The following is a 20,773-nucleotide window of genomic DNA, read 5'->3' on the forward strand; positions in this document are numbered from 1 at the left end:
CAGGCTCATTTGCTTCATGTCGGCAATGTCTCACATCACGCGGGTGGCGGCAGGGTTGTGCAGACCTTCCCTAACCTACTGTCCCATATACGGTTTCAATCCTTGCGTGCTTTGCACGAAAGACTTGACACCAGAACTTTTTTGTTGCCCGATTTCTTTTGAACTTTTCTGAGGGCGGCATCCATCATGGAATTCCTGCTTGTGTTTCTGGGCGGCGGCGTGGGTGCCGCGCTGCGCCATGGCGTCAACATGCTCGCGGCGCGGCTGCTGAGCGGCGCGTTCCCGTGGGGTACGCTGTGCATCAACGTGCTGGGCTCGTTCGTGATGGGCGCGGTGGTGGAGTTCTGGGCGCAAAAGAGCGGGCTGCCGCAGCAGGCGCGCCTGTTCCTGACCACCGGCATCCTCGGCGGCTTCACGACCTTCTCCACCTTTTCGCTGGAGGTGGCGCTGCTGCACTCGCGCGGCGAGACGGCGATGGCGGCGCTCTACGCGGCGGGTTCCGTGGCGCTGGGCGTGGGGGCGCTGTACCTGGGCATGGCATCGGTACGCTGAACCGCTTCACATTCGCCTCACAAACTTCATCGCCTTCTCACCCGCGCGGCGAACACTGCTCCTCCATGAACCACCCATGGAGGAGCCGTCCCTTGAAACATCCCTTGTTCGCAAAAATCGCCGCGCTCGCGGCCGTCGGCATGCTGCTGCTGTTCGGCCTGGGCCTGATCAAAGACGTGGTGCGCGACCGGCAGCTCTACCGCAGTGCGGCCGCCCACGGCGTGGCGCAGAGCCTGGCCGGCCCGCAGACGCTGATCGGCCCGCTGGTGCACAGCGCCTGTGTGGAGAGCTGGGACGAGACCGTGGGCACCGGCGCCGAGCGGCGCACCGAGGAGCGGCGGCGCGAGTTCCTGCTGACGGCCCCGCCCGAGCGGCTGCAGGTGCAGTCCGCCGCACTGATGCAGGAGCGCGCGCGCGGCCTGCACAAGGTCAACGCCTACACCCTGAAGGCCCACCTGACGGCCCAGTGGCCCGACCTCGCGGCCCTGCGTCCCGAAGGCACGGTGCGCGGCTCGCGCATGCAGTGCGGCGCGCCCATCCTGATGCTGGCGGTACAGGACGCGCGCGGCATCCGCGCCGCGCAGGTGGATGTGGACGGCAGCGCGCAGGTGCTCAGGCCCGGCACCTTCCACCCGGTGTACGCGCGCGGCCTGCATGCGGCACTGCCCGAGGGGCTGCGCCACCGCGAGGGCGTGCTCACGGCCGCGCTCGACCTGGAGCTCGTGGGCACCGAGCGCCTGGCCATCGTGCCGCTGGGCGGCACGACCGAGGTGCAGATGCAGAGCACTTGGCCCCACCCGTCGTTCGCGGGGCGCTTCCTGCCGTCGGAGCGCGAGGTGGGCGACGGCGGCTTCACCGCGCGCTGGCGCCTGTCGTCGCTCGCCACCACGGCGCAGCAGGACATTGCCAAGGGCCGCACGGTCTGCGATACGCCCGGAGACGGCGGCGACCGCTGCGCCGACAGCTTCAGCGTGGCCTTCGTCGACCCGGTGAACCCCTACACGCTGTCGGACCGCGCCGCCAAGTACGGCGTGCTGTTCATCGCCCTCACCTTCGTGGCCGTGGGCCTGTTCGAGCTCATGAGCAATGGCCCCCACGCTCCGCCGCTGCGCGGGTCGCTGCCCCCCGAGGGGGCCGCTTTTTCGTCTTGGGACGGCCCGGCGACGAAAAGGCTGCGCGTGCACCCCGTGCAGTACCTGCTGGTGGGCAGCGCGCTGTGCAGCTTCTTCCTGCTGCTGGTGAGCCTGTCGGAGCATCTGCCCTTCGGCCTGTCCTATGCGCTGGCGGCCGGGGCCTGCGTGCTGCTGCTGGGCTACTATGCCAGCCACATGCTGGGCGGGCGCTGGCGCGGCCTGCCGTTCGGCGCGGGCATCGCGCTGCTCTACGGGCTGCTCTACGTGCTCCTGCAGCTGGAGCAGACGGCGCTGGTGGTGGGCGCGGTGGCGCTGTTCGCAGTGCTGGCGGCGGTGATGGTGCTCACGCGCAAGGTGGACTGGTATGGGCTGGCAGCACGGCGCATGCCCGTGCAGGAGGTGGCAGCATGAATGCACCCCTCACCCCCGCCGAGGCCCGGCGTGTGCAGCGCTACCACGACCGGCTGATGCGCGCGCTGCAGGAACGCGACCGCGCCGCCCTGCGCCACGCCAAGCAGCGCGTGCTGGCCGCGGCCTACACGCCCCGGCGGCGCGGCATCACGCCGGCGCTGCGGCAGGCGCTGCGCGAGCTCGCGTGGCGCATGGCGGGGCTGTTGCCCGCGCGGCGCTGGTGAGGTGCGTCAGGCGTGCGCTTCGGCTTCGTGCTCGGCCGACGAGCAGGCACCGCCGCAGCCATGGATCAGCTCCTGCGGCAGCGCATCGGGCGACTGCACGGTGCCGGTGGCGGGGTCGAAGCCCACGCGGCGCAGGTGCAGCGCGAGCGCGGCGTCCATGGCCTGCGTGTGCTGCGGAAACCAGACGGCCAGCTCGGCCGCCATGCCGCGCAGCACGTGCAGCTCGCCCTGGGCCGCGCGCTCGGCGCCTTCGCGCATGACCTTCAGCACCACCTTGTGCTGCAGGCTGTGGCAGTTGCCGGAAGCGAAGCGCGTGGCCTGCATCCAGCGGTCCTCCTGGTCGAAGTGGGCCTGCGTGTGTTCCACCAGTTCCTGCCAAGCGGACAGCAGCCGCGCATCGTCCGCAAGTTCGACGGACTGCAGCAGCGCCACGAATTCCTGGTGGGTGTCGTCCATGAGGGGCAGATCGAGCGCCAGTCCTGCGGACCATTCCAGTGCGGCCATGGCCTGTATTCCTTCCATTGCGAAGCCGTTTCCAAAGCGGCGCGAGCATAGGAGCGATGGCCGCAGCACGTGTTGACACAGGTCAGGGCGCTCCGCTGCGCCCATGAAAAAACCCCGCCAGCGTCGGGCTGGCGGGGTCTGCGGCATGCGGGGCGGGCGCCAGGCGCCTGCCGGTCACTGGCCGTACATGCGCTTGGCGTCAGCCACGCAGGCGTCCTTGGCGTCGCCGCTCATGGCATCGCAGCGTTCCTTGGCGGCCTTGTAATCGGCTTCGCGCTTGGCTTCCGCGGCGTCCTTCTTCGCGTCGGCCACATCGGCCTGCTTGGCAGCGGCGCTGTCGGCGCCCTTGGCCTGGGCGCGCGCCACCTTGGCGTTTTCCTTGGCGGCCACGTGGGCGGCCTTGGCGTCCTTCACGCAGACGTCCTTGGCGTTGCCCTGCTGGTCGTCGCACTTTTCCTTGGCGACATCGTAGGCGGCGTCGGCACGGGCTTCATGCACCTTGTAGGTGGCCTTGTCGCTGGGCTTGTACTGGGCTTCCAGCTCGGCCTTGGCGATCTTTTCGTTGCCCTTGGCCTCGGCCATGCAGATGTCCTTGGCGTTGGCCTTCAGCGTGTCGCACTGGGCCTTGGCGGCCTTGTAGTCGGCGGAGATGCGGTCCTTGGCGGCGCTGTGCTCCTCGCGGGTCATGGCCATGCCGGACGTGGCGAGCAGGCCGGCCGCGACCAGGGCGATCAGATTGCGTGTGTTTTTCATGGATAGTCCTCCTGCGGAATGTGGAAGGGCGCGGGCGGCGCGACAGACGCGCCGCACACGGACATCAGTCGTCGAAACGGAAGTCGGGGTTGCGTTGCTGCCAGCTCTTGAGCTGCTCTTCCGCTGCGTCCTTGGCCAGGCCCTGGCGCTCCTGCAGCTTGCCCAGGAACTGGTCGCGCTTGCCGGCGATCACGTCGAGGTCGTCGTCAGTGAGCTTGCCCCACTGCTCCTTGATCTTGCCGGTGAACTGCTTCCAGTTGCCCTTGATGCGATCCTCATTCATGACTGGCTCTCCTTGGGAATGCTTCGCCGCCTGCCCGTCCCGCCGGCGGCGGGAATCGCGGTGCGTGGGGCGATGGAGAGACTGTAGGCAGCGTGCGCTGCGCAGCCCGTCGGCGCAGGTGCGCGGGCCGCGTCAGCGCGGAGCGACAGCCGCATGTAGGCCGAAGGAGTACGGACCGGGCAAAAAAAAGACGTGCAGCGCACGTCTCTCGGGGGTGGCGGGAAGCGCGGCTCAGTGCGCTAGGTGCAGCCCGCACTCGCGGTTGTCTTCGCCCTTGGTGGGGTCCACGTAGTCGAAGTTGTTGGGCAGGTCGTGGGCCACGAGGTATTCGTAGAGCTGCTTGGACGTCCAGTGCAGCAGCGGCGCGACCTTGACGAGCCCGTCGGGGTTGATGGACACGGGCTCCATCTGCGCACGCACGGCGGTGTCGCTGGCGCGCAGGGCCGTGAACCACACCTGGGGCGCGGTCTCGCGCAGCGCGCGGGCGAAGGGCTCGAGCTTGACCTCCTCGGTGAACGCGGCGTGGCGCGGATCATCCAGCGCCGGCACAGGGCCGTCCACGGCCTCACGGTGCGCGCGCGAGCGGCGCGGCAGGTAGATGCTGAGGTTCAGCCGCAGGCGCCGGGTCACCTCGTCGGCGAAGCGGTAGGTGGCCTCGGTGTTGTAGCCGTTGTCCATCCACACCACGGGCATGTCGGGCTGGGCACGCGTGCACAGGTGCAGGATCACCGCCTCGAACGGACGGAAGTTGGTGGTGACGATGGCCGGCCGGCCCAGGCCCACGGCCCAGTCCACCAGCCCCTGGGCGTCGTGGCCGAGGGTGGCGTTGATGTGTGCGAGGTCGATGCTGCTCATGGCAAGGTGCTTGCGGGGGAGAAAACCGCCCATTGTGCGCCCTCGGTGTTTGCGCGCTCAGCGCCCCTGCTGCTCCAGCCACTGCGCCAGCTCCTCGGCGGCCTGGGCCGAGGCCTCGGCCAGGGCGCGCGCGCCGCCCGCGGCGTCCTGCGTGGCGGCGGGGCGCTGCACGGCGAACACGCGCTGGGCCACCAGCGTGTCGCCGGCGCTGGCGGCACGCGCCACGGAGGCGCGCAGGCGCACCAGGCCGACGCTGCTGGCCCGGGCGCTGAAGACCTGGCTGAACTCCTCCAGCTCCACGCGCACCACGGTGGGCCAGCCGGTGCCTTCGACCTGCTGGGCGATGCCGTCCTCGCCCAGCACCACCACGCGGCGCTGGCCGAGCCGGTCGCGCAGCGCCTGCTGCAGCAGCTGCGCCGGCGGCTGGCTCCAGCGCGCGTGGGCATAGGGCCGCAGTTGCTGGGCGTTGGCGTAGGCCAGGCGGTAGAGCAGCGCGGAGCTGCCTTCGGGGATGCCCACGGTGGAGATCTCGGCCAGCGCGACCGGGGGCAGGCTGGCCTGCCGGCCTTCGGGCGCGGGGGCCATGAGGCCGGGGCCGAAGTCGTACACATCGGCGCGCGCGGGCGGCTCGGGCAGGATGGAGCAGCCGGCGGCCAGCGCCGCGAACATCAAGCCGAAAACGGCTCTAGCGCTTGCTGAATAAGCGCGACCAGCTATGGATTTGGTAGTAGCAGTCATTCCACTGGATCTCCATTGCGCGCGTTGGGCGGCACGAAGCCGGGCTCGCCCGGCCCGGCGGATGCGCGGCCCGCGCCGTAGATGAGCGATTGGGGGTTGTCGCTGATGCCCGAGGCCGTGCGGCCCAGGCGGCGCGCGGCGCGCGCCGTTTCGTCCGCCGCATGGTTCAGGCGCGGCAGGGACACGCGGCCGAAGCGGTCCGCCGCGGCCGAGAGGCTGCGCGCGCCGCTGGCGATCTCGTCGAGCGCGCCGCCTTCGGCGCTGAGGGTGCGCACGGCCTGGCTGACTTCCTGGGCGGCCGTGGCGGCGCTGCTGCCGGCCTGGCGCAGCGACTGCAGGGTCTGGCGCGCATCCTGGGCGACGTCGGGCACCACGGCCAGCGCCGGGTCGAGGCGCGTGGTGACGGTGTGGTCCAGCCGCCGCGCCAGCGCATCGACGCTGCCGGCCGCGCGGCCGAGCTGGTCCAGCGCCGTGCCGAAGCGCTCCTGGTTCTCGTCGCCCAGCAGGGTGTTGATGCGCTCGGTGGCCTCCTGCACCTGGGCCAGGATGGCCGGGCCCTGCTCGGCCAGCTGGCTGAAGGGCGAGCTTTGCAGCGGCAGGCGCGGCAGCCCGCTGGGGCCGGAGGCGGGGCGCGGCACCGGGGCGTCCGCGTCGTCGAGCTGGACGTGCGCCAGGCCGGTGACGCCCTGGTAGCCCAGGGTGGCGAAGGTGGTGGGGCTGATGGGTGCGTCGGTGTTGACCGCGATGCGGATGAGCACGTTGCCCGAGGTCTGCGGGTCGAAGCCGATGCGGGTGACCTTGCCCACGGCCACGCCCTTGTAGCGCACGGCGGCCTGGGGCTGCAGGCCGCTCACGCTTTCCTTGCTGGACAGCTCGTAGAGCGTGTAGTCGGTGGTGTCGCGCGTGAGCCAGAGGCCCAGGCCGGCCAGCAACGCCGTCACGACGATCACGAAGAGGCCCGCTGCCAGGGCATGGGACTTGTTTTCCATCAGGGTTCCTTGGCCGCCGGCGCGGCAGTGGGAGCGTCTGCGGGCGGGGCCGCCATGGCGCGGCGGCCGCGCTCTCCGAGAAAGAAATGATCGATGAAGGGGTGCGGGAAGTGCGCCACCTCCTGCGGCGTGCCTTCCACGATGACACGCTTGTCGGCCAGCACGGCCACGCGCGTGGACAGGGCGAACAACGTGTCCAGGTCGTGCGTGACCATGATGACGGTGAGGCCCAGCGCCGCGTGCAGCTCGCGCAGCAGCGCGCAGAACTCGTCGGAGCTGTTCGGGTCCAGACCCGCCGTGGGCTCGTCGAGCAGCAGCAGCGGCGGGTCCATGATGAGCGCGCGCGCCAGGGCCACGCGCTTGATCATGCCGCCCGACAGGTCCGCTGGCATGCGCAGGGCGTGCTCGGCCTTCAGGCCGGTCAGGCGCAGCTTGACCATGGCCGCGTCGTTCACCACCTCCTGCGGCAGCGTGCCCAGCTCGCGCAGGGCGAAGGCCACGTTGTCCAGCACGTTGAAGGCCGAGAACAGCGCGCCGTGCTGGAACAGCATGCCCACGCGGCTGCTGGCGCCGTCGCCGCCCAGTTCGCCAGCGGGCCGGCCCAGCACCGTCACGCTGCCGCGCGTGGGCCGCGTCAGGCCCAGGATGTGGCGCAGCAGCACCGTCTTGCCCGTGCCCGAGCCGCCCACGAGCGACAGGATCTCGCCGCGGCGCACGGTGAGGTCGAGGTTCTGGTGCACGGCGAAGGCCTCGCTGCCCTTGCCGAAGACGGTGGACAGGCCCCGGATGTCGACGACTGCGGTTTCGTCGCTCATTGTTCAGAATCCAACGTTCTTGAACGCGATGGCGAACAGCGCGTCCACGATGATGACCATGGTGATCGCGCTCACCACCGATGCGGTGGTGCCCTCGCCCAGGCTCTGGGTGTTGGGCTTGACGCGCAGGCCCCAGTGGCAGCCGATGAGCGCGATGAACACGCCGAACACCACCGACTTGGCCATGGCCAGCCACAGGTTGCCCACCTTCACCGCGGCAGGCAGCGCCTGCGCGAAGTAGGCCGGCGAGATGCCCATGGCCACGTCGGCGGCGAGCATGCCGCCCGCCAGCGCGGCCAGCGTGGTCCACAGCGCCACGAGCGGCATGGCCAAGCCCAGGGCCAGCGCGCGCGGCATCACGAGGCGAAAGCCGTGCGGGATGCCCATGACGCGCATGGCATCCAGCTCCTCGGTCACGCGCATCACGCCGATCTGCGCGGTGATGGCCGAGCCCGAGCGCCCCGCCACGAGGATGGCGCCGAGCATGGGCCCCAGTTCGCGGATCAGCGAGATGCCCAGGATATTGACGATGAAGGTTTCCGCACCGAACTGCCGCAGCTGCAGCGACATCAGGTAGGCCAGCACCACCCCGATCAGGAACCCCACCAGCGCCGTGATCGGCAGCGCCGTGGTGCCCATGCGGTACAGGTGCCCCGAGATGTCGCGCCACGGCCCGCGCCGGGGGGTGCGCAGCAGCCGCAGCACGTCCAGCAGCAGCTGGCCCGTGAGTTCGACCAGGTGCTTCAGGTGGTCCAGCGCATGCAGCACCAGCACGCCCAGGCGGTCCACCTGGTCGCCCAGGCGCCAGCGCTCGGCGCCCGCCTGCTCGGTGGTGAACTGCGCCACGCGCTCGAGCATGGCGCGCTGGGCGTCGTCGAGCTCGACCTGCGCGGGCCAGGCGCGCCCCCAGTGGTTCCACAGGACCTGCGCGCCCACGTGGTCCAGCCGCTCCAGGCCCTGCAGGCTCCATGCATGGCCCGGCCCGCAGGCCTTGAGCTGCGCGGCCAGGCGCCGCCAGGCCTGGCGGTCGGCGAAGGCGGCCGCCACCCAGTCCCCCTGCGGCAATGCGCGGGGTGTGGCGGCGTTGTCCAGGGCGACCGATGGCGGAGTGAACAGGGGCATGTAGGAACGACGGAGGGCGCGAGGCCCGGTGCGCGCCCAGTTTTGCACAGTCCGCGGCGCTGGGCCGGGGGCTGGCGTGGGGGAGCGGCGCGTGCCGATGTAGTACGGCGCCGCATCATTCCATAGTTTCGGTCAAGAAAAAAGGCGCGTTGCGCGCCTTTCTTCACACGGCGGGAGCTACCGAGGCCGTCAGGCCACGCGCAGCCGGGGCTGCGCCTGCGTGTTCGCCGGGGGGGCGGAGAAATGGGCCATGATGGCCTCCACGCCGCTGCCCGCCACCGGCACGCCGCTGAGCTTGAGGCCCATCTCCACGCCGGCCACCATGGCCACCAGCGTAAGGTCGTTGCTGTCGCCCAGGTGCCCCAGGCGGAACATGCGCCCGCGCAGCTTGCCCAGGCCCTGGCCCAGCGAGAGGTCGAAGCGCTCGTAGATCAGCGTACGCACGGCGTCCGCGTCCACCCCTTCGGGCAGGATCACGCCGGTGAGGATGGGCGAGTAGACCGCCGGGTCCGCGCACTGGATGGGCAGGCCCCAAGCCTGCACCGCCGCGCGCACGCCCGCGCCCCAGCGCTGGTGGCGCGCGAACACCACTTCCAGGCCCTGCCCCAGGATCATGTCCAGCGCCTCCGACAGGCCGTAGAGCAGGTTGGTGTTGGGCGTGTACGGCCAGTAGCCGTTCTTGTTCATCTCGATGATCTCGTCCCAGGCCCAGAAGGCACGCGGCAGCTTCGCGGTCTTGGAGACCTCCAGCGCCTTGGGCGACACGGCGTTGAAGCTGATGCCCGGCGGCAGCATCAGCCCCTTTTGCGAGCCGCTCACCGTCACGTCGATGCCCCAGGCGTCGTGCTCCAGGTCGGCCCCGGCCAGGCCGGAGATGCTGTCCACCATGAGCAGCGCCGGGTGGCCCGCCGCGTCGATGGCCTTGCGCACGGCGGCGATGTCGGAGGTGACGCCCGTGGAGGTTTCGTTGTGCACCACGCACACGGCCTTGATCGTGCGTTCCGTATCGCGGCGCAGGCGGTCCTCGATCATGTCGGCCTGCACGCCGCGGCGCCAGCTCGGCGCGTGCGGCAGGTCCTTGTCCACGCCGTCCCAGGCCAGCACCTCGGGCCGCAGGCCCAGGCGCGTGGCCATCTTGATCCAGAGCGAGGCGAAGTGGCCGGTCTCGTACATCAGCACGTGGTCGCCGGGGCTCATCACGTTGGTGAGCGCGGCCTCCCACGCGCCCGTGCCCGACGCCGGGTAGATCACCACGGGGTGCTGCGTCTTGAAGATCTTGCCGATGTCGCCCAGCACCTTGCGGCCCAGCGCACCGAACTCGGGACCCCGGTGGTCGATGGTGGGCAGGCTCATGGCCCGCAGAATGCGGTCCGGCACGGGGCTGGGGCCCGGGATCTGCAGAAAATGGCGGCCTGTGGGGTGAAAATCCAGTTGCAGCATGATGAACTCCTTTCCGGCCCTATTTTGCATGCAAAAAACAAAATTGGATAAGCGTTAACACCTAAAATTGGGTTCGGAGGGGTTAAAAATGAATTCATTTTTATGACCAAAGCACAACCAGCCAGCAAACCGGCGGAGATCCCGCGCGTGGCCCTGCACGAGCAGGTGGCCGAGCGCCTGCGCGCCATGCTCGTCGAAGGGCAGATCAAGCCGGGCGCCAAGCTCAACGAACGCGAGCTGTGCGAGCTGCTCAGCGTCTCGCGCACGCCGCTGCGCGAGGCCATCAAGCTGCTGGCCGCCGAGGGGCTGGTGGAGCTGCTGCCCAACCGGGGCGCCGTGGCGGCGTGCATGGACGAGAGCGACATCATCAGCACCTTCGAGGTGCTCGCCAGCCTGGAGGGGCTGTCGGGCGAGCTCGCGGCGCAGCGCGTCACGGACGAGGAGCTCGACGAGATCCGCGCGCTTCACTACGAGATGATGGCCTGCTTCGCGCGCAAGAACCTCGCAGGCTACTACGAGCTGAACGCGCGCATCCATGCGGCCATCAACGCCGCCGCCAAGAACCCCGTGCTGAGCCAGGTGTACCGCAGCGTGAACGCCCGCGCCCACCCCATGCGCTTCCACACCAACCAGGACCCCAACAAGTGGCAGCACGCGGCGCGCGAGCACGGCGAGATGCTGGAGGCCCTGGCCGCGCACGACGCGCCGCGGCTGCGCGCGCTGCTCATGGCCCACCTGCATTCCAAGCGTGACACGGTGCTGGACCAGATGCGCCGCGGCGCACTGGGCGCCGCTACCAAGTAGCGGGCCGCAGTCAGGCCACCGCGGGGTCGTCGCGCCGGCCGCGGATGCGGGCCAGCACGGCGCTGATCACGGGCCACAGCAGCAGCACCAGGGCCAGCGTGATGATGGAGCCCGACAGCCCGTTGTGCCAGAACACCCCCACGTTGCCGCCGCTGCCCAGCATGCTCTGGCGGAACGCATCCTCCATGCGGTCGCCCAGCACCAGCGCCAGCACCATGGGCGCGAGCGGGTAGTCGAGCTTCTTGAACACGTAGCCCACCACGCCGAAGACCAGCATCATCCAGATGTCCGACGCCGAACCGTTCACCGTGAAGGAGCCGATGGCGCAGACCATCAGGATCATGGGCGCGACGATGGAGAACGGGATGCGCAGGATGGCCGCGAACAGCGGCACGGTGGACAGCACGATCAGCAGCCCCGCGAGGTTGCCCATATACATGCTGGCGATCAGGCCCCAGACGAAGTCCTTCTGCTCGGTGAACAGCAGCGGCCCCGGCTGCAGGCCCCAGATCATCAGCCCGCCCAGCAGCACCGCCGCCGTGGCCGAACCGGGGATGCCCAGCGCCAGCATGGGCAGCAAGGCCGAGGTGCCGGCCGCGTGGGCGGCCGTCTCGGGCGCCAGCACGCCCTCGGGCTCGCCCTTGCCGAAGTGGTCGCCGCGGCGCGAGAACTTCTTGGCCAGGCCGTAGCCCATGAAGCTGGCGGCCACCGCGCCGCCCGGGGTCACGCCCATCCAGCAGCCCACGGCCGACGAGCGCAGCATGGTGAGCCAGTAACGCGGCAGGCCGGCCCAGGTCTTGAGCACCACCTTCAGGTCGATGCTGGCCTTCTTGCCCTTGAAGGCCAGGCCTTCCTCGATGGTCATCAGGATCTCGCTGATGCCGAACAGGCCGATCACCACCACCAGGAAGTCAAAGCCGCGCATCAGCTCGCCCGAGCCGAAGGTCATGCGCAGGTCGCCCGAGATCGTGTCCATGCCCACGGCGGCCAGCAGCAGGCCCAGGCCCATGGCCGCGACGATCTTGGCCTTGGGCTCCTTGCCCATGCCGATGAAGCTGCAGAACGTGAGGAAGAACACGGCGAAGAACTCGGGAGGGCCGAACTCCAGCGCGAACGAGGCCACCAGCGGCGCGAGAAAGGTGATGAGCAGCACGCCCGAAATGGCACCCACGAAGGAGCCGGTGAAGGCCAGCGTGAGCGCCTCGCCCGCATGGCCGCGCTGGGCCATGGGATAGCCGTCGAACGTCGTGGCCACCGACCACGCCTCGCCCGGGATGTTGAACAGTACCGAGGTGATGGCGCCGCCGAACAGCGCCCCCCAGTAGATGCAGCTGAGCAGGATGATCGCCGACGTGGGCGACATGCCGAAGGTCAGCGGCAGCAGGATGGCCACGCCGTTGGGCCCGCCCAGGCCCGGCAGCACGCCCACCACGATGCCCAGCAGGATGCCCACGAGCATCAGCCCCATGTTGCTCCACGACAGCACGACGCTGAAGCCGTGCAGCAATGCACCTAGGTCTTCCATCATTTACTCCGATCTGTATTGCCGGCGACACGCAAGCAGCGCGCGCCCTGAGCCAGCGGACGCCGTGGAGCGGGCTTTGCCCGGCCACCGGCGGCGTCCCTCCTCCCGCAGGAGAGGGGGGAAGGCGCGCAGCGCCTCAGGGGGGTGTCCCACATCAATAGCCCAGCCAGGCTTCCAGCGGCCCCTTGGGCAGCGGCACCTTGAACTGGATCTCGAACACCACGAACAGCAGGAGGTTGGTGAACACTCCCAGCGCCAGCGACTTCCACCAGGCATAGCCACCCGCGAAGCGCATGAAGGCGGCGATGAACAGGGCCGAGGCCACGTAGATGCCCAGCGTCGTGATCAGGGCGACGTAGACCAGCAGCGGCACCAGCACCTGCGACACGCTCCTGAGCTGCTCCCAGGTGGCGAACAGCTCCTGCGCCCGTTCGCGCCGGGCCTGCCATGCCACGGCCAGCGCCGCGATGCCGACCGCCACGCCCACGCGCAGGGGGAAGTAGCCCGCCTGGGGCCCCGAGTCGTCCCAGCCCGCGCCGATGCGCAGGTTGTCCCAGACCACCAGCGCCGCGATGGCCAGCAGGAGCGCGGCCACGCCCCACTCCACCGCGCACCGGGTCAGGCCGCGCGGCTCCTGCACCGCGTGGCCGTGCGCCGCATCCGTCATGGCGGGCCCGCTCACTTCTTGGCCATGAAGCCGGCCGACTTCATGATTTCCGCATGGCGGGCCTCATCCTTGGCGAGGAAGTCCGCGAACTGCTGGCCCACCATGAAGTCGGGACGCAGCGCGTTCTTCTCCAGGTACTCCTTGAACTCGGGCGTCTCCACCACCTTCTTGAGCAGGTCGGCGTAGAACTTGGTCTGCTCCGCCGTCACGCCGCCCGGCAGGAAGAAGCCGCGCAGCATGTTGTAGGACACGTCCAGCCCCTGCTCCTTGCAGGTGGGAATGTCGGCCCAGCTCTGGGCTTCGGTGACCTTGGCGGTGTAGCCCGAGCGCCTGTCGGAGAACAGGCACAGCGCCCGCACCTGCCCCGCGCGCCATTGCGCGATCGACTCGCTGGGGTTGTTGGTGTTGGAGTCGATGTGCTTGCCCACGAGCTGGGTGCTGGCCTCGCCGCCGCCCTTGTAGGGGATGTAGGTGAATTTCACGCCCGCCTTGTGCTCGACCTCGGCGGTGATCACCTGGTCCTCGCGCTTGGAGCTGGTGCCGCCCATCTTGAGCTTGCCGGGCGCCTTCTTCACTTCCGCCAGGTAGTCGCCCGCGGTCTGGTAGGGCGTGGCGGCATTCACCCACAGCACGAACTCGTCCTGCGCGACCATGCCCACGGGCGTGAGGTCCTTCCAGTTGAAGGGCAGGCCGGTGGCCATGGGTACGGTGAAGATGCCGGTGGAGGCGACCAGCACCTTGTGCGGGTCCTTGGCCGCGCTCTTCACGTCCAGGATGCCCTCGGCGCCGGAGGCGCCCGCCTTGTTCTGGATCACGATGGGCGTCTTCACCAGCTCGTGCTTGGTGATGGCCGCCTGGATGACGCGCGCCATCTGGTCGGAGGCGCCTCCGGGCGAGAACGGCACCACGAACTCGACGGCCTTGGTGGGCGCCCAGTCGGCATGCGCGGAGCCCAGCAGGCTCAGCAACGAGATGGCGGCGCCGGCGACGGCGCGGACGGGGTTTCTTGCGTACATGGCTTGTCTTCCTCGATGGGGGTGGGGGGCTGCAATGGCTGCAGCGGCTCCGGCGTGCCGCCGCGCAGACGCGAGACATTCCTTGCGAAGGCAGGGCACAGTTTTGCATTCAAAAGACAAATGCAAATCATGGATTTCCCTGAATCACAGAGGATTGGCGCATTGTGTTTATGAATACAAAATTCAAATTGACACCATCCCACGTTCCGGCGGATGCTCGGGCCGTCCACGACCGCGCCGCGCATCCCCACCCAGAAAGCCGCCATGCACAGAGATCCGCAAGCCCGCCTCGCCCCTGCGGGGACCGTCCTCCCGTCCAACGAAGTCAGCCACGCGCTGGAACAGCGCCTGCGCAAGGAGACGCAGGCGGAGGTGATGTTCGACGCCGCCTCGCGCGGCCGCTACGCCACGGATGCGTCGATCTACCAGATCATGCCGGTGGGGGTCATGGTGCCGAAGACGGAGGACGACATCGCCACCGCCCTGGCCGTCGCGCGCGAGCTGCAGGTGCCCGTGCTGCCGCGCGGCGGCGGCACCAGCCAGTGCGGCCAGACCACGGGCGCGGCGCTGGTGGTGGACAACACCAAGCACTTCCGCAAGGTGCTGCACGTCGATCCGCAGGCGGGCACGGCCACGGTGGAGCCCGGCATCGTGCTCGACCACCTCAACGCGCAGCTCAAGCCGCACGGCCTGTGGTACCCGGTGGACGTGTCCACCAGCGCCCAGGCCACGCTGGGCGGCATGGCGGGCAACAATTCGTGCGGCTCGCGCTCCATCGCCTACGGCAACATGGTGCACAACGTGCTGGGCGCCAGCGCCTGGCTGTCCAGCGGCGAGCTGCTGGACTTCGGGCCCGTGGCAGCCTTGAGCGGGCGCGCGGCGGAGATCGCGGCCTTCGTGCGCGACCTGGCGGGCCAGCACCGCGCCGAGATCGAGGCGCGCTGGCCCAAGGTGATGCGCCGCGTGGCGGGCTACAACCTGGACATCTTCCACAACCAGAGCGAACGGCCCTACACCGCCGACGGCTCGGTGAACCTCGCGCACCTGCTCATCGGCTCCGAAGGCACGCTGGCCTATACGCGCGGCCTCACCCTGCAACTGGCCGAGCTGCCGCGCGCCAAGGTGCTGGGCGTGGTGAACTTCCCCACCTTCCACGCGGCGATGGACGCGGCGCAGCACATCGTCAAGCTCGGCCCCTGCGCGGTGGAGCTGGTGGACCGCACCATGATCGACCTGGCGCTCACCAACCCGGCCTTCCGCCCCACGATGCAGACGGCGCTGATCGACGGCACGCCCGCCGCCATCCTGCTCGTGGAATTCGCCGGGCCCGAGAAGGCCGGCCTGCGGCCCAAGCTCGACCAGCTCGTGGAGCTGATGGGCGACCTGGGCCTGCCCGGCAGCGTGGTGCGCATGCCCGAGGACGCGCCGCAGAAGAACCTGTGGGAGGTGCGCAAGGCCGGCCTGAACATCATGATGAGCCTCAAGGGCGACGGCAAGCCGGTGAGCTTCATCGAGGACTGCGCCGTGCCCCTGGAGCACCTGGCCGAGTACACCGACGCGCTCACCGAGGTCTTCGCGCGCCACGGCACGCGCGGCACCTGGTACGCCCACGCCTCGGTGGGCACGCTGCACGTGCGCCCCATACTCGACATGCGCGTGGACGGCCCCGAGGGCGGCGCCGCCAAGATGCGCGCCATCGGCGAGGAGGCGGCGGAGCTGGTGCGCAAGTACAAGGGCGCCTACAGCGGCGAGCACGGCGACGGCCTGTGCCGCGGCGAGTGGATCGGGTGGCAGTTCGGCCCCGCGATCAACGAGGCCTTCCGCGCCATCAAGCAGCACATGGACCCGGTCGGCCTGTTCAACCCCGGCAAGATCATCGATCCGCCGCGCATGGACGACGGCGCGCTCTTCCGCTTCGCACCGCCCAGCGCGCCGCGGCCTTACCAGCGCATTCCCATCACGCCCGTGCTCGACTGGTCGGCCTGGAACGTGAACGCCGACCCGGTGACCGAGGAAGTCACCGCGCCCGGCACCGGCGGCGACGTGACCGGCGGCTTCGCCAAGGCCGTGGAGATGTGCAACAACAACGGCCACTGCCGCAAGTTCGACGCGGGCACCATGTGCCCGAGCTACCGCGTCACGCGCGACGAGCAGCACGCCACACGCGGGCGGGCCAACACGCTGCGCCTGGCGCTGTCGGGCCAGCTCGGCCCCGACGCCTTCACCAGCGAAGCCATGCGCGAAACCATGGACCTGTGCGTGGGCTGCAAGGGCTGCAAGCGCGACTGCCCCACGGGCGTGGACATGGCCAAGATGAAGATTGAATTCACCGCGCACTACAAGCGCCGCCACGGCCACACGCTCAAGGACCGGCTCATCGCCCGCCTGCCCGAGTACGCCGCCAGCGCCAGCCGCATGCCCTGGCTCATGAACCTGCGCAACCGCGTGCCTGGCGCCGCCTGGCTGGGCGAGAAGCTGCTGGGCCTGTCGGCCCGCCGCAGCCTGCCCGCGTGGCGCAGCGACACCTTCTGGCGCATGCAGGAAGCCGACCGCGCGCTGTTCTCCAGCCATGCCGACACGCTCGCCGCCGCCCGCACCACGGGCAAGGCTGCCGTGCTGTTCGTGGACACCTTCAACGGCACCTTCGAGACCGAGAACGCGCTGGCTGCCGCCCGCGTGCTGCACGCTGCCGGCTACGCCGTGCACACCGTCGAGAAGGGCCATGGCAGCCACCACTGCTGCGGCCGCACCTACCTGGCCGGGGGCATGGTGGAGGAGGCGCGCGAGCGCATGGAGCAGCTCATCGACGCGCTGCTGCCCCTGGCGCGCGAGGGCGTGGCCGTGGTGGGGTTGGAGCCCTCGTGCCTGCTCACGCTGCGCGACGAGGCGCTGGCCATGGGCCTGGGCGACAAGGCGGTCGCCGTGTCGCGGCAGGCACTGATGTTCGAGGAATTCGTCGCGCGCGAGGCCCAGGCCGGGCGCTTCGCACTCGCGCTGCGCCCCGCCGGGCGGCAGGTGCTGCTGCACGGCCACTGCCACCAGAAGGCGTTCGGCGCGGTCACGCCCATCATGGAGGTGCTGGGGCTCATCCCCGAGACGCGCGCCGAGCTCATCGAAAGCTCCTGCTGCGGCATGGCCGGCAGCTTCGGCTACGAAGCCGCGCACATCGACATCAGCATGCAGATGGCCGAGGCCAGCCTGCTGCCCGCCATCCGCAAGCAACCCGACGCCATCGTGGTGGCCGACGGCACGAGCTGCCGCCACCAGATCGCCGACGGCGCCGCGCGCGAGGCCATCCACGTGGCGCGGCTGCTGGAATCGCTCATGGCTCGTTCTTGAAAAAACATCAAAATCCGGCCCCAGCGCTTATACAGCAAGCGCTAGCAGCTATATAAAACATAGCTGCTAGCGCTTTCCCTCTCGACACCCGCGCCGGGGCTCGCACAATGCGCCGCCAGCCCCTTGCACTTCTTTTCTTCCACCGCGCGGGCTGCCCTTATCCATGAGCGACACCACCTTCGACTACATCATCATCGGCGGCGGCACGGCCGGCGCCCTGCTGGCCAACCGCCTGTCGGCCGACGCGAGGAACCGCGTGCTGCTCGTGGAGGCCGGCCGCAAGGACGACTACCACTGGATCCACATCCCCGTGGGCTACCTCTACTGCATCGGCAACCCGCGCACCGACTGGCTCTACCAGACCGAGCCCGACGCGGGCCTGAACGGCCGCCAGCTGCGCTACCCGCGCGGCAAGACGCTGGGCGGCTGCAGCAGCATCAACGGCATGATCTACATGCGCGGCCAGGCGCGCGACTACGACCAGTGGGCGCAGATCACCGGCGACGACGCCTGGCGCTGGGACAACGTGCTGCCCGCCTTCCGCCGCCACGAAGACCACTGGCGCCTGGACCGCCCCGAGGGCGTGAACGAGAATTTCAAGCGCCTGCACGGCAGCAAGACCACCGGCGGCGGCGGCGAGTGGCGCGTGGAGAAGCAGCGCCTGCGCTGGGACGTGCTGGACGCCTTCGCCCAGGCCGCACAGCAGGCCGGCATCCCCGCCACCGACGACTTCAACGGCGGCGACAACGAGGGCGTGGGCTACTTCGAGGTCAACCAGAAGGCCGGCTGGCGCTGGAACACCGCCAAGGCCTTCCTGCGCCCCACCTGCTACGGCCGGCCGAACTTCGAGATGTGGACCTCGGCGCAGGCCTCGCGCCTGCTCATCGAGACGCAGGCCGACGGCAGCCGCCGCTGCACCGGCGTGCAGGTCTGGACGGGCGAGGAGATGGTCACCGCCCACGCGCAGCGCGAGGTGATCCTGAGCGCGGGCGCGGTCAATTCGCCGCAGCTCCTGCAGCTCTCGGGCATCGGCCCCGGCGCGCTGCTGCAGCGCCACGGCATCGCGGTGGTGCACGACCTGCCCGGCGTGGGTGCCAACCTGCAGGACCACCTGCAGATCCGCGCCGTCTACAAGGTCAAGGGCGTGCCCACGCTGAACGCGCTGGCCGGCACGCTGCTGGGCAAGGCGCGCATCGGGCTCGAATACGCATGGAAGCGCAGCGGGCCGATGAGCATGGCGCCCTCGCAGCTCGGCGCCTTCACGCGCAGCGACCCGGACCGGCCGCACGCCAACATCCAGTACCACGTGCAGCCGCTGTCGCTCGAAGCCTTCGGCGAGCCGCTGCACGGCTTCCCCGCGTTCACCGCCAGCGTGTGCAACCTCAACCCCACGAGCCGGGGCAGCGTGCAGATCAAGAGCGCCGACTTCAAGGCCGCGCCCGCCATCGCGCCCAACTACCTCTCCACCCCCGAGGACCGGCAGGTGGCCGCCGACAGCCTGCGCGTCACGCGGCGCATCGTGGCCCAGCCCGCGCTCGCGCCCTACCAGCCCGAGGAATACAAGCCCGGCCCGCAGTACCAGAGCGACGAGGACCTGGCCCGCCTGGCGGGCGACATCGCCACCACCATCTTCCACCCCGTGGGCACCACCCGCATGGGCCGCGCCGACGACCCGATGGCCGTGCTGGACGCGCAGATGCGCGTGCGCGGCATCCAGGGCCTGCGCGTGATCGATGCCGGCGCCATGCCCACCATCACCAGCGGCAACACCAACTCGCCCACGCTGATGATGGCCGAGAAGGCGGCCGAATGGATCCGCGCGCAGCCGCGCTGAGTGCCTTCTAGCGGATGCCGCCCACGTAGCGCGGCGCGGGAGCCTCCCGCCGCTCCAGCAGGGGCTTGCGCGCGCTCGCCTCGGCCAGTGCCTCGGCCGTGGCGCGCTCCAGCTTGGCGGCCCATTCGGCCAGCTCGGGCGCATCGTCCTGCTGGGCACGCTGGCGCGCGAAGCGGATGATCTCCTGCGCATAGTCGGCGTTGGCCGCCATCCATTCGGTGTCGGTCACCCGCCCCGTCCTGCGCCGCAGCAGCACGTGCAGGTGGGCGGCGATGGCCAGTCTGTCGCTGTCGTTCATGTCCGCTCCTCAACCGCCCACGCGCTCGCGGTGCTGCGAAAGGTCCAGTCCCGCGGCCTCGCCCTCCTCGTCCACGCGCAGGCCCAGGGCGAAGTCCACCATCCAGAGCAGCACCAAGGAGGCCGCCAGGCTGAAGGCCAGCACCGCGCCCACGCTCAGGGCCTGGGTGAGCACGTTGCCCTCCACGCCGCCCACGGTGCGGCTGGCGAACACGCCCGTGAGCAGCGAGCCCACGATGCCGCCCACGCCGTGCACGCCGAAGACGTCGAGCGAATCGTCTGCGCCCAGCAGGCGCTTGAGGGCCGTGGCGCCCCAGTAGCAGGCCAGCCCGGCCACGGCGCCGATGGCGAGCGCCGCGCGCGGCGTGACGAAGCCGGCCGCCGGCGTGATGGCCACCAGCCCCGCCACCAGCCCGGAGCACAGCCCCAGCAGCGAAGGCTTGCCGCGCAGCACGGCCTCGCCCAGCATCCAGGCCAGCGCGCCGGCCGCCGCGGCGATGTGCGTCACCGCCATCGCCAGGCCCGCGCGCCCGTCCGCGGCCAGTGCGGAGCCGGCATTGAAGCCGAACCAGCCCACCCACAGCAGCGCCGCCCCCGCCATGGTGAAGCCCAGGTTGTAGGGCTCGAAGGCCTCGCGCCCGTAGCCGCGCCGGGGGCCCAGGTACCACGCGCAGGCCAGCCCCGCCGCGCCGGCGTTGACGTGCACCACCGCGCCGCCGGCGAAGTCCAGCGCGCCCATGCGCGCCAGCCAGCCGCCCGGCTCCCACACCCAGTGCGCGATGGGTGCGTAGACCAGCAGCGACCACAGCCCGATGAAGACCAGCATCGGCGCGAAGCGCATGCGCTCCACGAAGGCGCCCACGACCAGCGCCGCCGTGATGATGGCGAAGGTGAGCTGGAACATGGCGTAGACCGACTCGGGGATGTGCGGCGCCACGTGGCTCACGGCCACGCGCCCTGCCGCCAGGTCGAACTGCAGGCCGTCGAACCCCATGCGCGCGAACCCGCCCAGCCAGGCCGTGTCCGGGGTGAAGGCCAGCGAGTAGCCCGCCGCGAACCACAGCACGCTGACCAGCGCGGCGATGGCCACCACGCTGGCCATGGTGTTGAGCACGTTCTTGCGCCGCACCATGCCGGCGTAGAACAGCGCCACGCCCGGCAGCGTCATGAGCAGCACTAGCGCCGTGGCCGTGAGCATCCAGCCCGTGTCGGCCGCGCTGAGCGCCTGCGCGTCCACCATGCCGGGCCGCACGGGCGCGCCCGCGGCCTGCGCCTGCACGGCGCAGGGCAGCAGCCCCCAGCCCGCCACTCCCACCAGGACCCCATGCCATCCGTACCGCATCGCTCGCCCTCCTTGTAACGTCGGGAAACGCATCGCACAAGTTGTGCCAAACGGGAAAACGAGAGGTATCGGGGAGCGGGCGCCCTGTCCAGGGGGTGCGGGAAATCACCGATGCACCATCGGGGTGCGA

At 70.1% G+C, this 20,773-nt stretch carries 20 protein-coding genes; 6 read left to right on the forward strand and 14 right to left on the reverse strand.

The window, feature by feature from the left end:
* Window positions 1-186 precede the first annotated feature (186 nt).
* The 3 genes from crcB to AVS7_RS20445 all read left to right on the forward strand — a co-directional run bounded on the left by crcB (window position 187) and on the right by AVS7_RS20445 (window position 2,320).
* Window positions 187-552: a fluoride efflux transporter CrcB gene (crcB, locus tag AVS7_RS20435; protein ID WP_020229924.1), complete on the forward strand. Its 366-nt coding sequence runs from the start codon at window positions 187-189 to the stop codon at window positions 550-552.
* 92 nt (window positions 553-644) lie between these two features.
* Entirely contained in the window at window positions 645-2,096 is a 1,452-nt protein-coding gene (locus AVS7_RS20440) for a cell envelope integrity protein CreD (RefSeq protein ID WP_034691304.1), read from the forward strand.
* Complete coding sequence (locus tag AVS7_RS20445; RefSeq protein WP_020229926.1) at window positions 2,093-2,320, forward strand: hypothetical protein; 228 nt, start codon at window positions 2,093-2,095, stop codon at window positions 2,318-2,320. The genes AVS7_RS20440 and AVS7_RS20445 overlap by 4 nt, the downstream gene beginning before the upstream one ends.
* 6 nt (window positions 2,321-2,326) lie before the next feature.
* On the opposite strand, the gene AVS7_RS20450 is transcribed toward AVS7_RS20445, so the two are convergent.
* The 9 genes from AVS7_RS20450 to AVS7_RS20490 form a co-directional block, all read right to left on the reverse strand.
* The gene (locus tag AVS7_RS20450; protein ID WP_020229927.1) at window positions 2,327-2,824 is read right to left on the reverse strand and encodes a hemerythrin domain-containing protein; all 498 of its coding nucleotides are present in this window, start codon (window positions 2,822-2,824) and stop codon (window positions 2,327-2,329) included.
* A gap of 174 nt (window positions 2,825-2,998) precedes the next feature.
* The gene (locus AVS7_RS20455) at window positions 2,999-3,577 is read right to left on the reverse strand and encodes a hypothetical protein (protein ID WP_020229928.1); all 579 of its coding nucleotides are present in this window, start codon (window positions 3,575-3,577) and stop codon (window positions 2,999-3,001) included.
* A gap of 64 nt (window positions 3,578-3,641) precedes the next feature.
* Entirely contained in the window at window positions 3,642-3,860 is a 219-nt protein-coding gene (locus AVS7_RS20460) for a CsbD family protein (RefSeq protein ID WP_020229929.1), read from the reverse strand.
* 231 nt (window positions 3,861-4,091) lie between these two features.
* Window positions 4,092-4,715, reverse strand: a complete 624-nt coding sequence (locus AVS7_RS20465) for a phosphoadenosine phosphosulfate reductase family protein (RefSeq protein WP_020229930.1) — start codon at window positions 4,713-4,715, stop codon at window positions 4,092-4,094.
* 57 nt (window positions 4,716-4,772) lie between these two features.
* A complete protein-coding gene (locus AVS7_RS20470) occupies window positions 4,773-5,384 on the reverse strand; it encodes an ABC-type transport auxiliary lipoprotein family protein (RefSeq protein ID WP_020229931.1) in 612 nt (203 codons plus the stop codon).
* Window positions 5,385-5,449: 65 nt separating this feature from the next.
* Entirely contained in the window at window positions 5,450-6,442 is a 993-nt protein-coding gene (locus AVS7_RS20475; protein ID WP_020229932.1) for an MlaD family protein, read from the reverse strand.
* Window positions 6,442-7,257, reverse strand: a complete 816-nt coding sequence (locus AVS7_RS20480) for an ABC transporter ATP-binding protein (RefSeq protein ID WP_020229933.1) — start codon at window positions 7,255-7,257, stop codon at window positions 6,442-6,444. The genes AVS7_RS20475 and AVS7_RS20480 overlap by 1 nt, the downstream gene beginning before the upstream one ends.
* Window positions 7,258-7,260: 3 nt before the next feature.
* Window positions 7,261-8,379 carry an ABC transporter permease gene (locus AVS7_RS20485; RefSeq protein WP_024001962.1) on the reverse strand — a complete coding sequence of 373 codons (1,119 nt, stop codon included), beginning with the start codon at window positions 8,377-8,379 and terminating at the stop codon, window positions 7,261-7,263.
* Between the two features lie 189 nt (window positions 8,380-8,568).
* Entirely contained in the window at window positions 8,569-9,819 is a 1,251-nt protein-coding gene (locus AVS7_RS20490) for an alanine--glyoxylate aminotransferase family protein (protein ID WP_020229935.1), read from the reverse strand.
* Between the two features lie 102 nt (window positions 9,820-9,921).
* Between AVS7_RS20490 and AVS7_RS20495 the strand changes: the two genes are divergently transcribed.
* The gene (locus tag AVS7_RS20495) at window positions 9,922-10,623 is read left to right on the forward strand and encodes a GntR family transcriptional regulator (RefSeq protein WP_020229936.1); all 702 of its coding nucleotides are present in this window, start codon (window positions 9,922-9,924) and stop codon (window positions 10,621-10,623) included.
* A gap of 10 nt (window positions 10,624-10,633) precedes the next feature.
* Here AVS7_RS20495 and AVS7_RS20500 read toward each other — a convergent pair whose 3' ends face one another.
* The 3 genes from AVS7_RS20500 to AVS7_RS20510 all read right to left on the reverse strand — a co-directional run bounded on the left by AVS7_RS20500 (window position 10,634) and on the right by AVS7_RS20510 (window position 13,831).
* On the reverse strand, window positions 10,634-12,148 hold the full coding sequence (locus tag AVS7_RS20500) for a tripartite tricarboxylate transporter permease (protein WP_034691311.1): 1,515 nt from the start codon (window positions 12,146-12,148) through the stop codon (window positions 10,634-10,636).
* 154 nt (window positions 12,149-12,302) lie between these two features.
* Entirely contained in the window at window positions 12,303-12,815 is a 513-nt protein-coding gene (locus tag AVS7_RS20505; protein ID WP_020229938.1) for a tripartite tricarboxylate transporter TctB family protein, read from the reverse strand.
* 11 nt (window positions 12,816-12,826) lie between these two features.
* Entirely contained in the window at window positions 12,827-13,831 is a 1,005-nt protein-coding gene (locus tag AVS7_RS20510) for a tripartite tricarboxylate transporter substrate binding protein (RefSeq protein ID WP_020229939.1), read from the reverse strand.
* Window positions 13,832-14,095: 264 nt separating this feature from the next.
* On the opposite strand from AVS7_RS20510, the gene AVS7_RS20515 reads away from it, so the two are divergent.
* Together AVS7_RS20515 and AVS7_RS20520 are read left to right on the forward strand one after the other, a co-directional pair.
* Entirely contained in the window at window positions 14,096-17,170 is a 3,075-nt protein-coding gene (locus tag AVS7_RS20515) for an FAD-binding and (Fe-S)-binding domain-containing protein (RefSeq protein WP_034691312.1), read from the forward strand.
* A gap of 163 nt (window positions 17,171-17,333) precedes the next feature.
* Window positions 17,334-19,004: a GMC family oxidoreductase gene (locus tag AVS7_RS20520; RefSeq protein WP_020229941.1), complete on the forward strand. Its 1,671-nt coding sequence runs from the start codon at window positions 17,334-17,336 to the stop codon at window positions 19,002-19,004.
* Between the two features lie 7 nt (window positions 19,005-19,011).
* Here the strand turns inward: AVS7_RS20520 and AVS7_RS20525 are convergent, their stop codons facing one another.
* Both AVS7_RS20525 and AVS7_RS20530 read right to left on the reverse strand, forming a co-directional pair.
* Window positions 19,012-19,302 (reverse strand): hypothetical protein, encoded by a 291-nt coding sequence (locus AVS7_RS20525; protein WP_020229942.1) that lies wholly within the window; start codon window positions 19,300-19,302, stop codon window positions 19,012-19,014.
* 9 nt (window positions 19,303-19,311) lie between these two features.
* Entirely contained in the window at window positions 19,312-20,643 is a 1,332-nt protein-coding gene (locus tag AVS7_RS20530; RefSeq protein WP_020229943.1) for an ammonium transporter, read from the reverse strand.
* Between the last annotated feature and the right edge of the window lie 130 nt (window positions 20,644-20,773).

The sequence above is a fragment of the Acidovorax sp. MR-S7 genome (assembly GCF_000400995.2).
Classification (GTDB): domain Bacteria; phylum Pseudomonadota; class Gammaproteobacteria; order Burkholderiales; family Burkholderiaceae_C; genus MR-S7.

Bases quoted from the DNA above. Each gene is read 5' to 3' on its own strand.
- AVS7_RS20490 (WP_020229935.1), bottom strand. From the start codon at position 9,819: ATGCTGCAACTGGATTTTCACCCCACAGGCCGCCATTTTCTGCAGATC.
- AVS7_RS20530 (WP_020229943.1), bottom strand. From the start codon at position 20,643: ATGCGGTACGGATGGCATGGGGTCCTGGTGGGAGTGGCGGGCTGGGGG.
- AVS7_RS20485 (WP_024001962.1), bottom strand. From the start codon at position 8,379: ATGCCCCTGTTCACTCCGCCATCGGTCGCCCTGGACAACGCCGCCACA.
- crcB (WP_020229924.1), top strand. From the start codon at position 187: ATGGAATTCCTGCTTGTGTTTCTGGGCGGCGGCGTGGGTGCCGCGCTG.
- AVS7_RS20475 (WP_020229932.1), bottom strand. From the start codon at position 6,442: ATGGAAAACAAGTCCCATGCCCTGGCAGCGGGCCTCTTCGTGATCGTC.
- AVS7_RS20460 (WP_020229929.1), bottom strand. From the start codon at position 3,860: ATGAATGAGGATCGCATCAAGGGCAACTGGAAGCAGTTCACCGGCAAG.
- AVS7_RS20520 (WP_020229941.1), top strand. From the start codon at position 17,334: ATGAGCGACACCACCTTCGACTACATCATCATCGGCGGCGGCACGGCC.
- AVS7_RS20470 (WP_020229931.1), bottom strand. From the start codon at position 5,384: ATGTTCGCGGCGCTGGCCGCCGGCTGCTCCATCCTGCCCGAGCCGCCC.
- AVS7_RS20515 (WP_034691312.1), top strand. From the start codon at position 14,096: ATGCACAGAGATCCGCAAGCCCGCCTCGCCCCTGCGGGGACCGTCCTC.
- AVS7_RS20445 (WP_020229926.1), top strand. From the start codon at position 2,093: ATGAATGCACCCCTCACCCCCGCCGAGGCCCGGCGTGTGCAGCGCTAC.
- AVS7_RS20480 (WP_020229933.1), bottom strand. From the start codon at position 7,257: ATGAGCGACGAAACCGCAGTCGTCGACATCCGGGGCCTGTCCACCGTC.
- AVS7_RS20500 (WP_034691311.1), bottom strand. From the start codon at position 12,148: ATGGAAGACCTAGGTGCATTGCTGCACGGCTTCAGCGTCGTGCTGTCG.
- AVS7_RS20525 (WP_020229942.1), bottom strand. From the start codon at position 19,302: ATGAACGACAGCGACAGACTGGCCATCGCCGCCCACCTGCACGTGCTG.
- AVS7_RS20510 (WP_020229939.1), bottom strand. From the start codon at position 13,831: ATGTACGCAAGAAACCCCGTCCGCGCCGTCGCCGGCGCCGCCATCTCG.
- AVS7_RS20505 (WP_020229938.1), bottom strand. From the start codon at position 12,815: ATGACGGATGCGGCGCACGGCCACGCGGTGCAGGAGCCGCGCGGCCTG.
- AVS7_RS20465 (WP_020229930.1), bottom strand. From the start codon at position 4,715: ATGAGCAGCATCGACCTCGCACACATCAACGCCACCCTCGGCCACGAC.
- AVS7_RS20450 (WP_020229927.1), bottom strand. From the start codon at position 2,824: ATGGCCGCACTGGAATGGTCCGCAGGACTGGCGCTCGATCTGCCCCTC.
- AVS7_RS20495 (WP_020229936.1), top strand. From the start codon at position 9,922: ATGACCAAAGCACAACCAGCCAGCAAACCGGCGGAGATCCCGCGCGTG.
- AVS7_RS20455 (WP_020229928.1), bottom strand. From the start codon at position 3,577: ATGAAAAACACACGCAATCTGATCGCCCTGGTCGCGGCCGGCCTGCTC.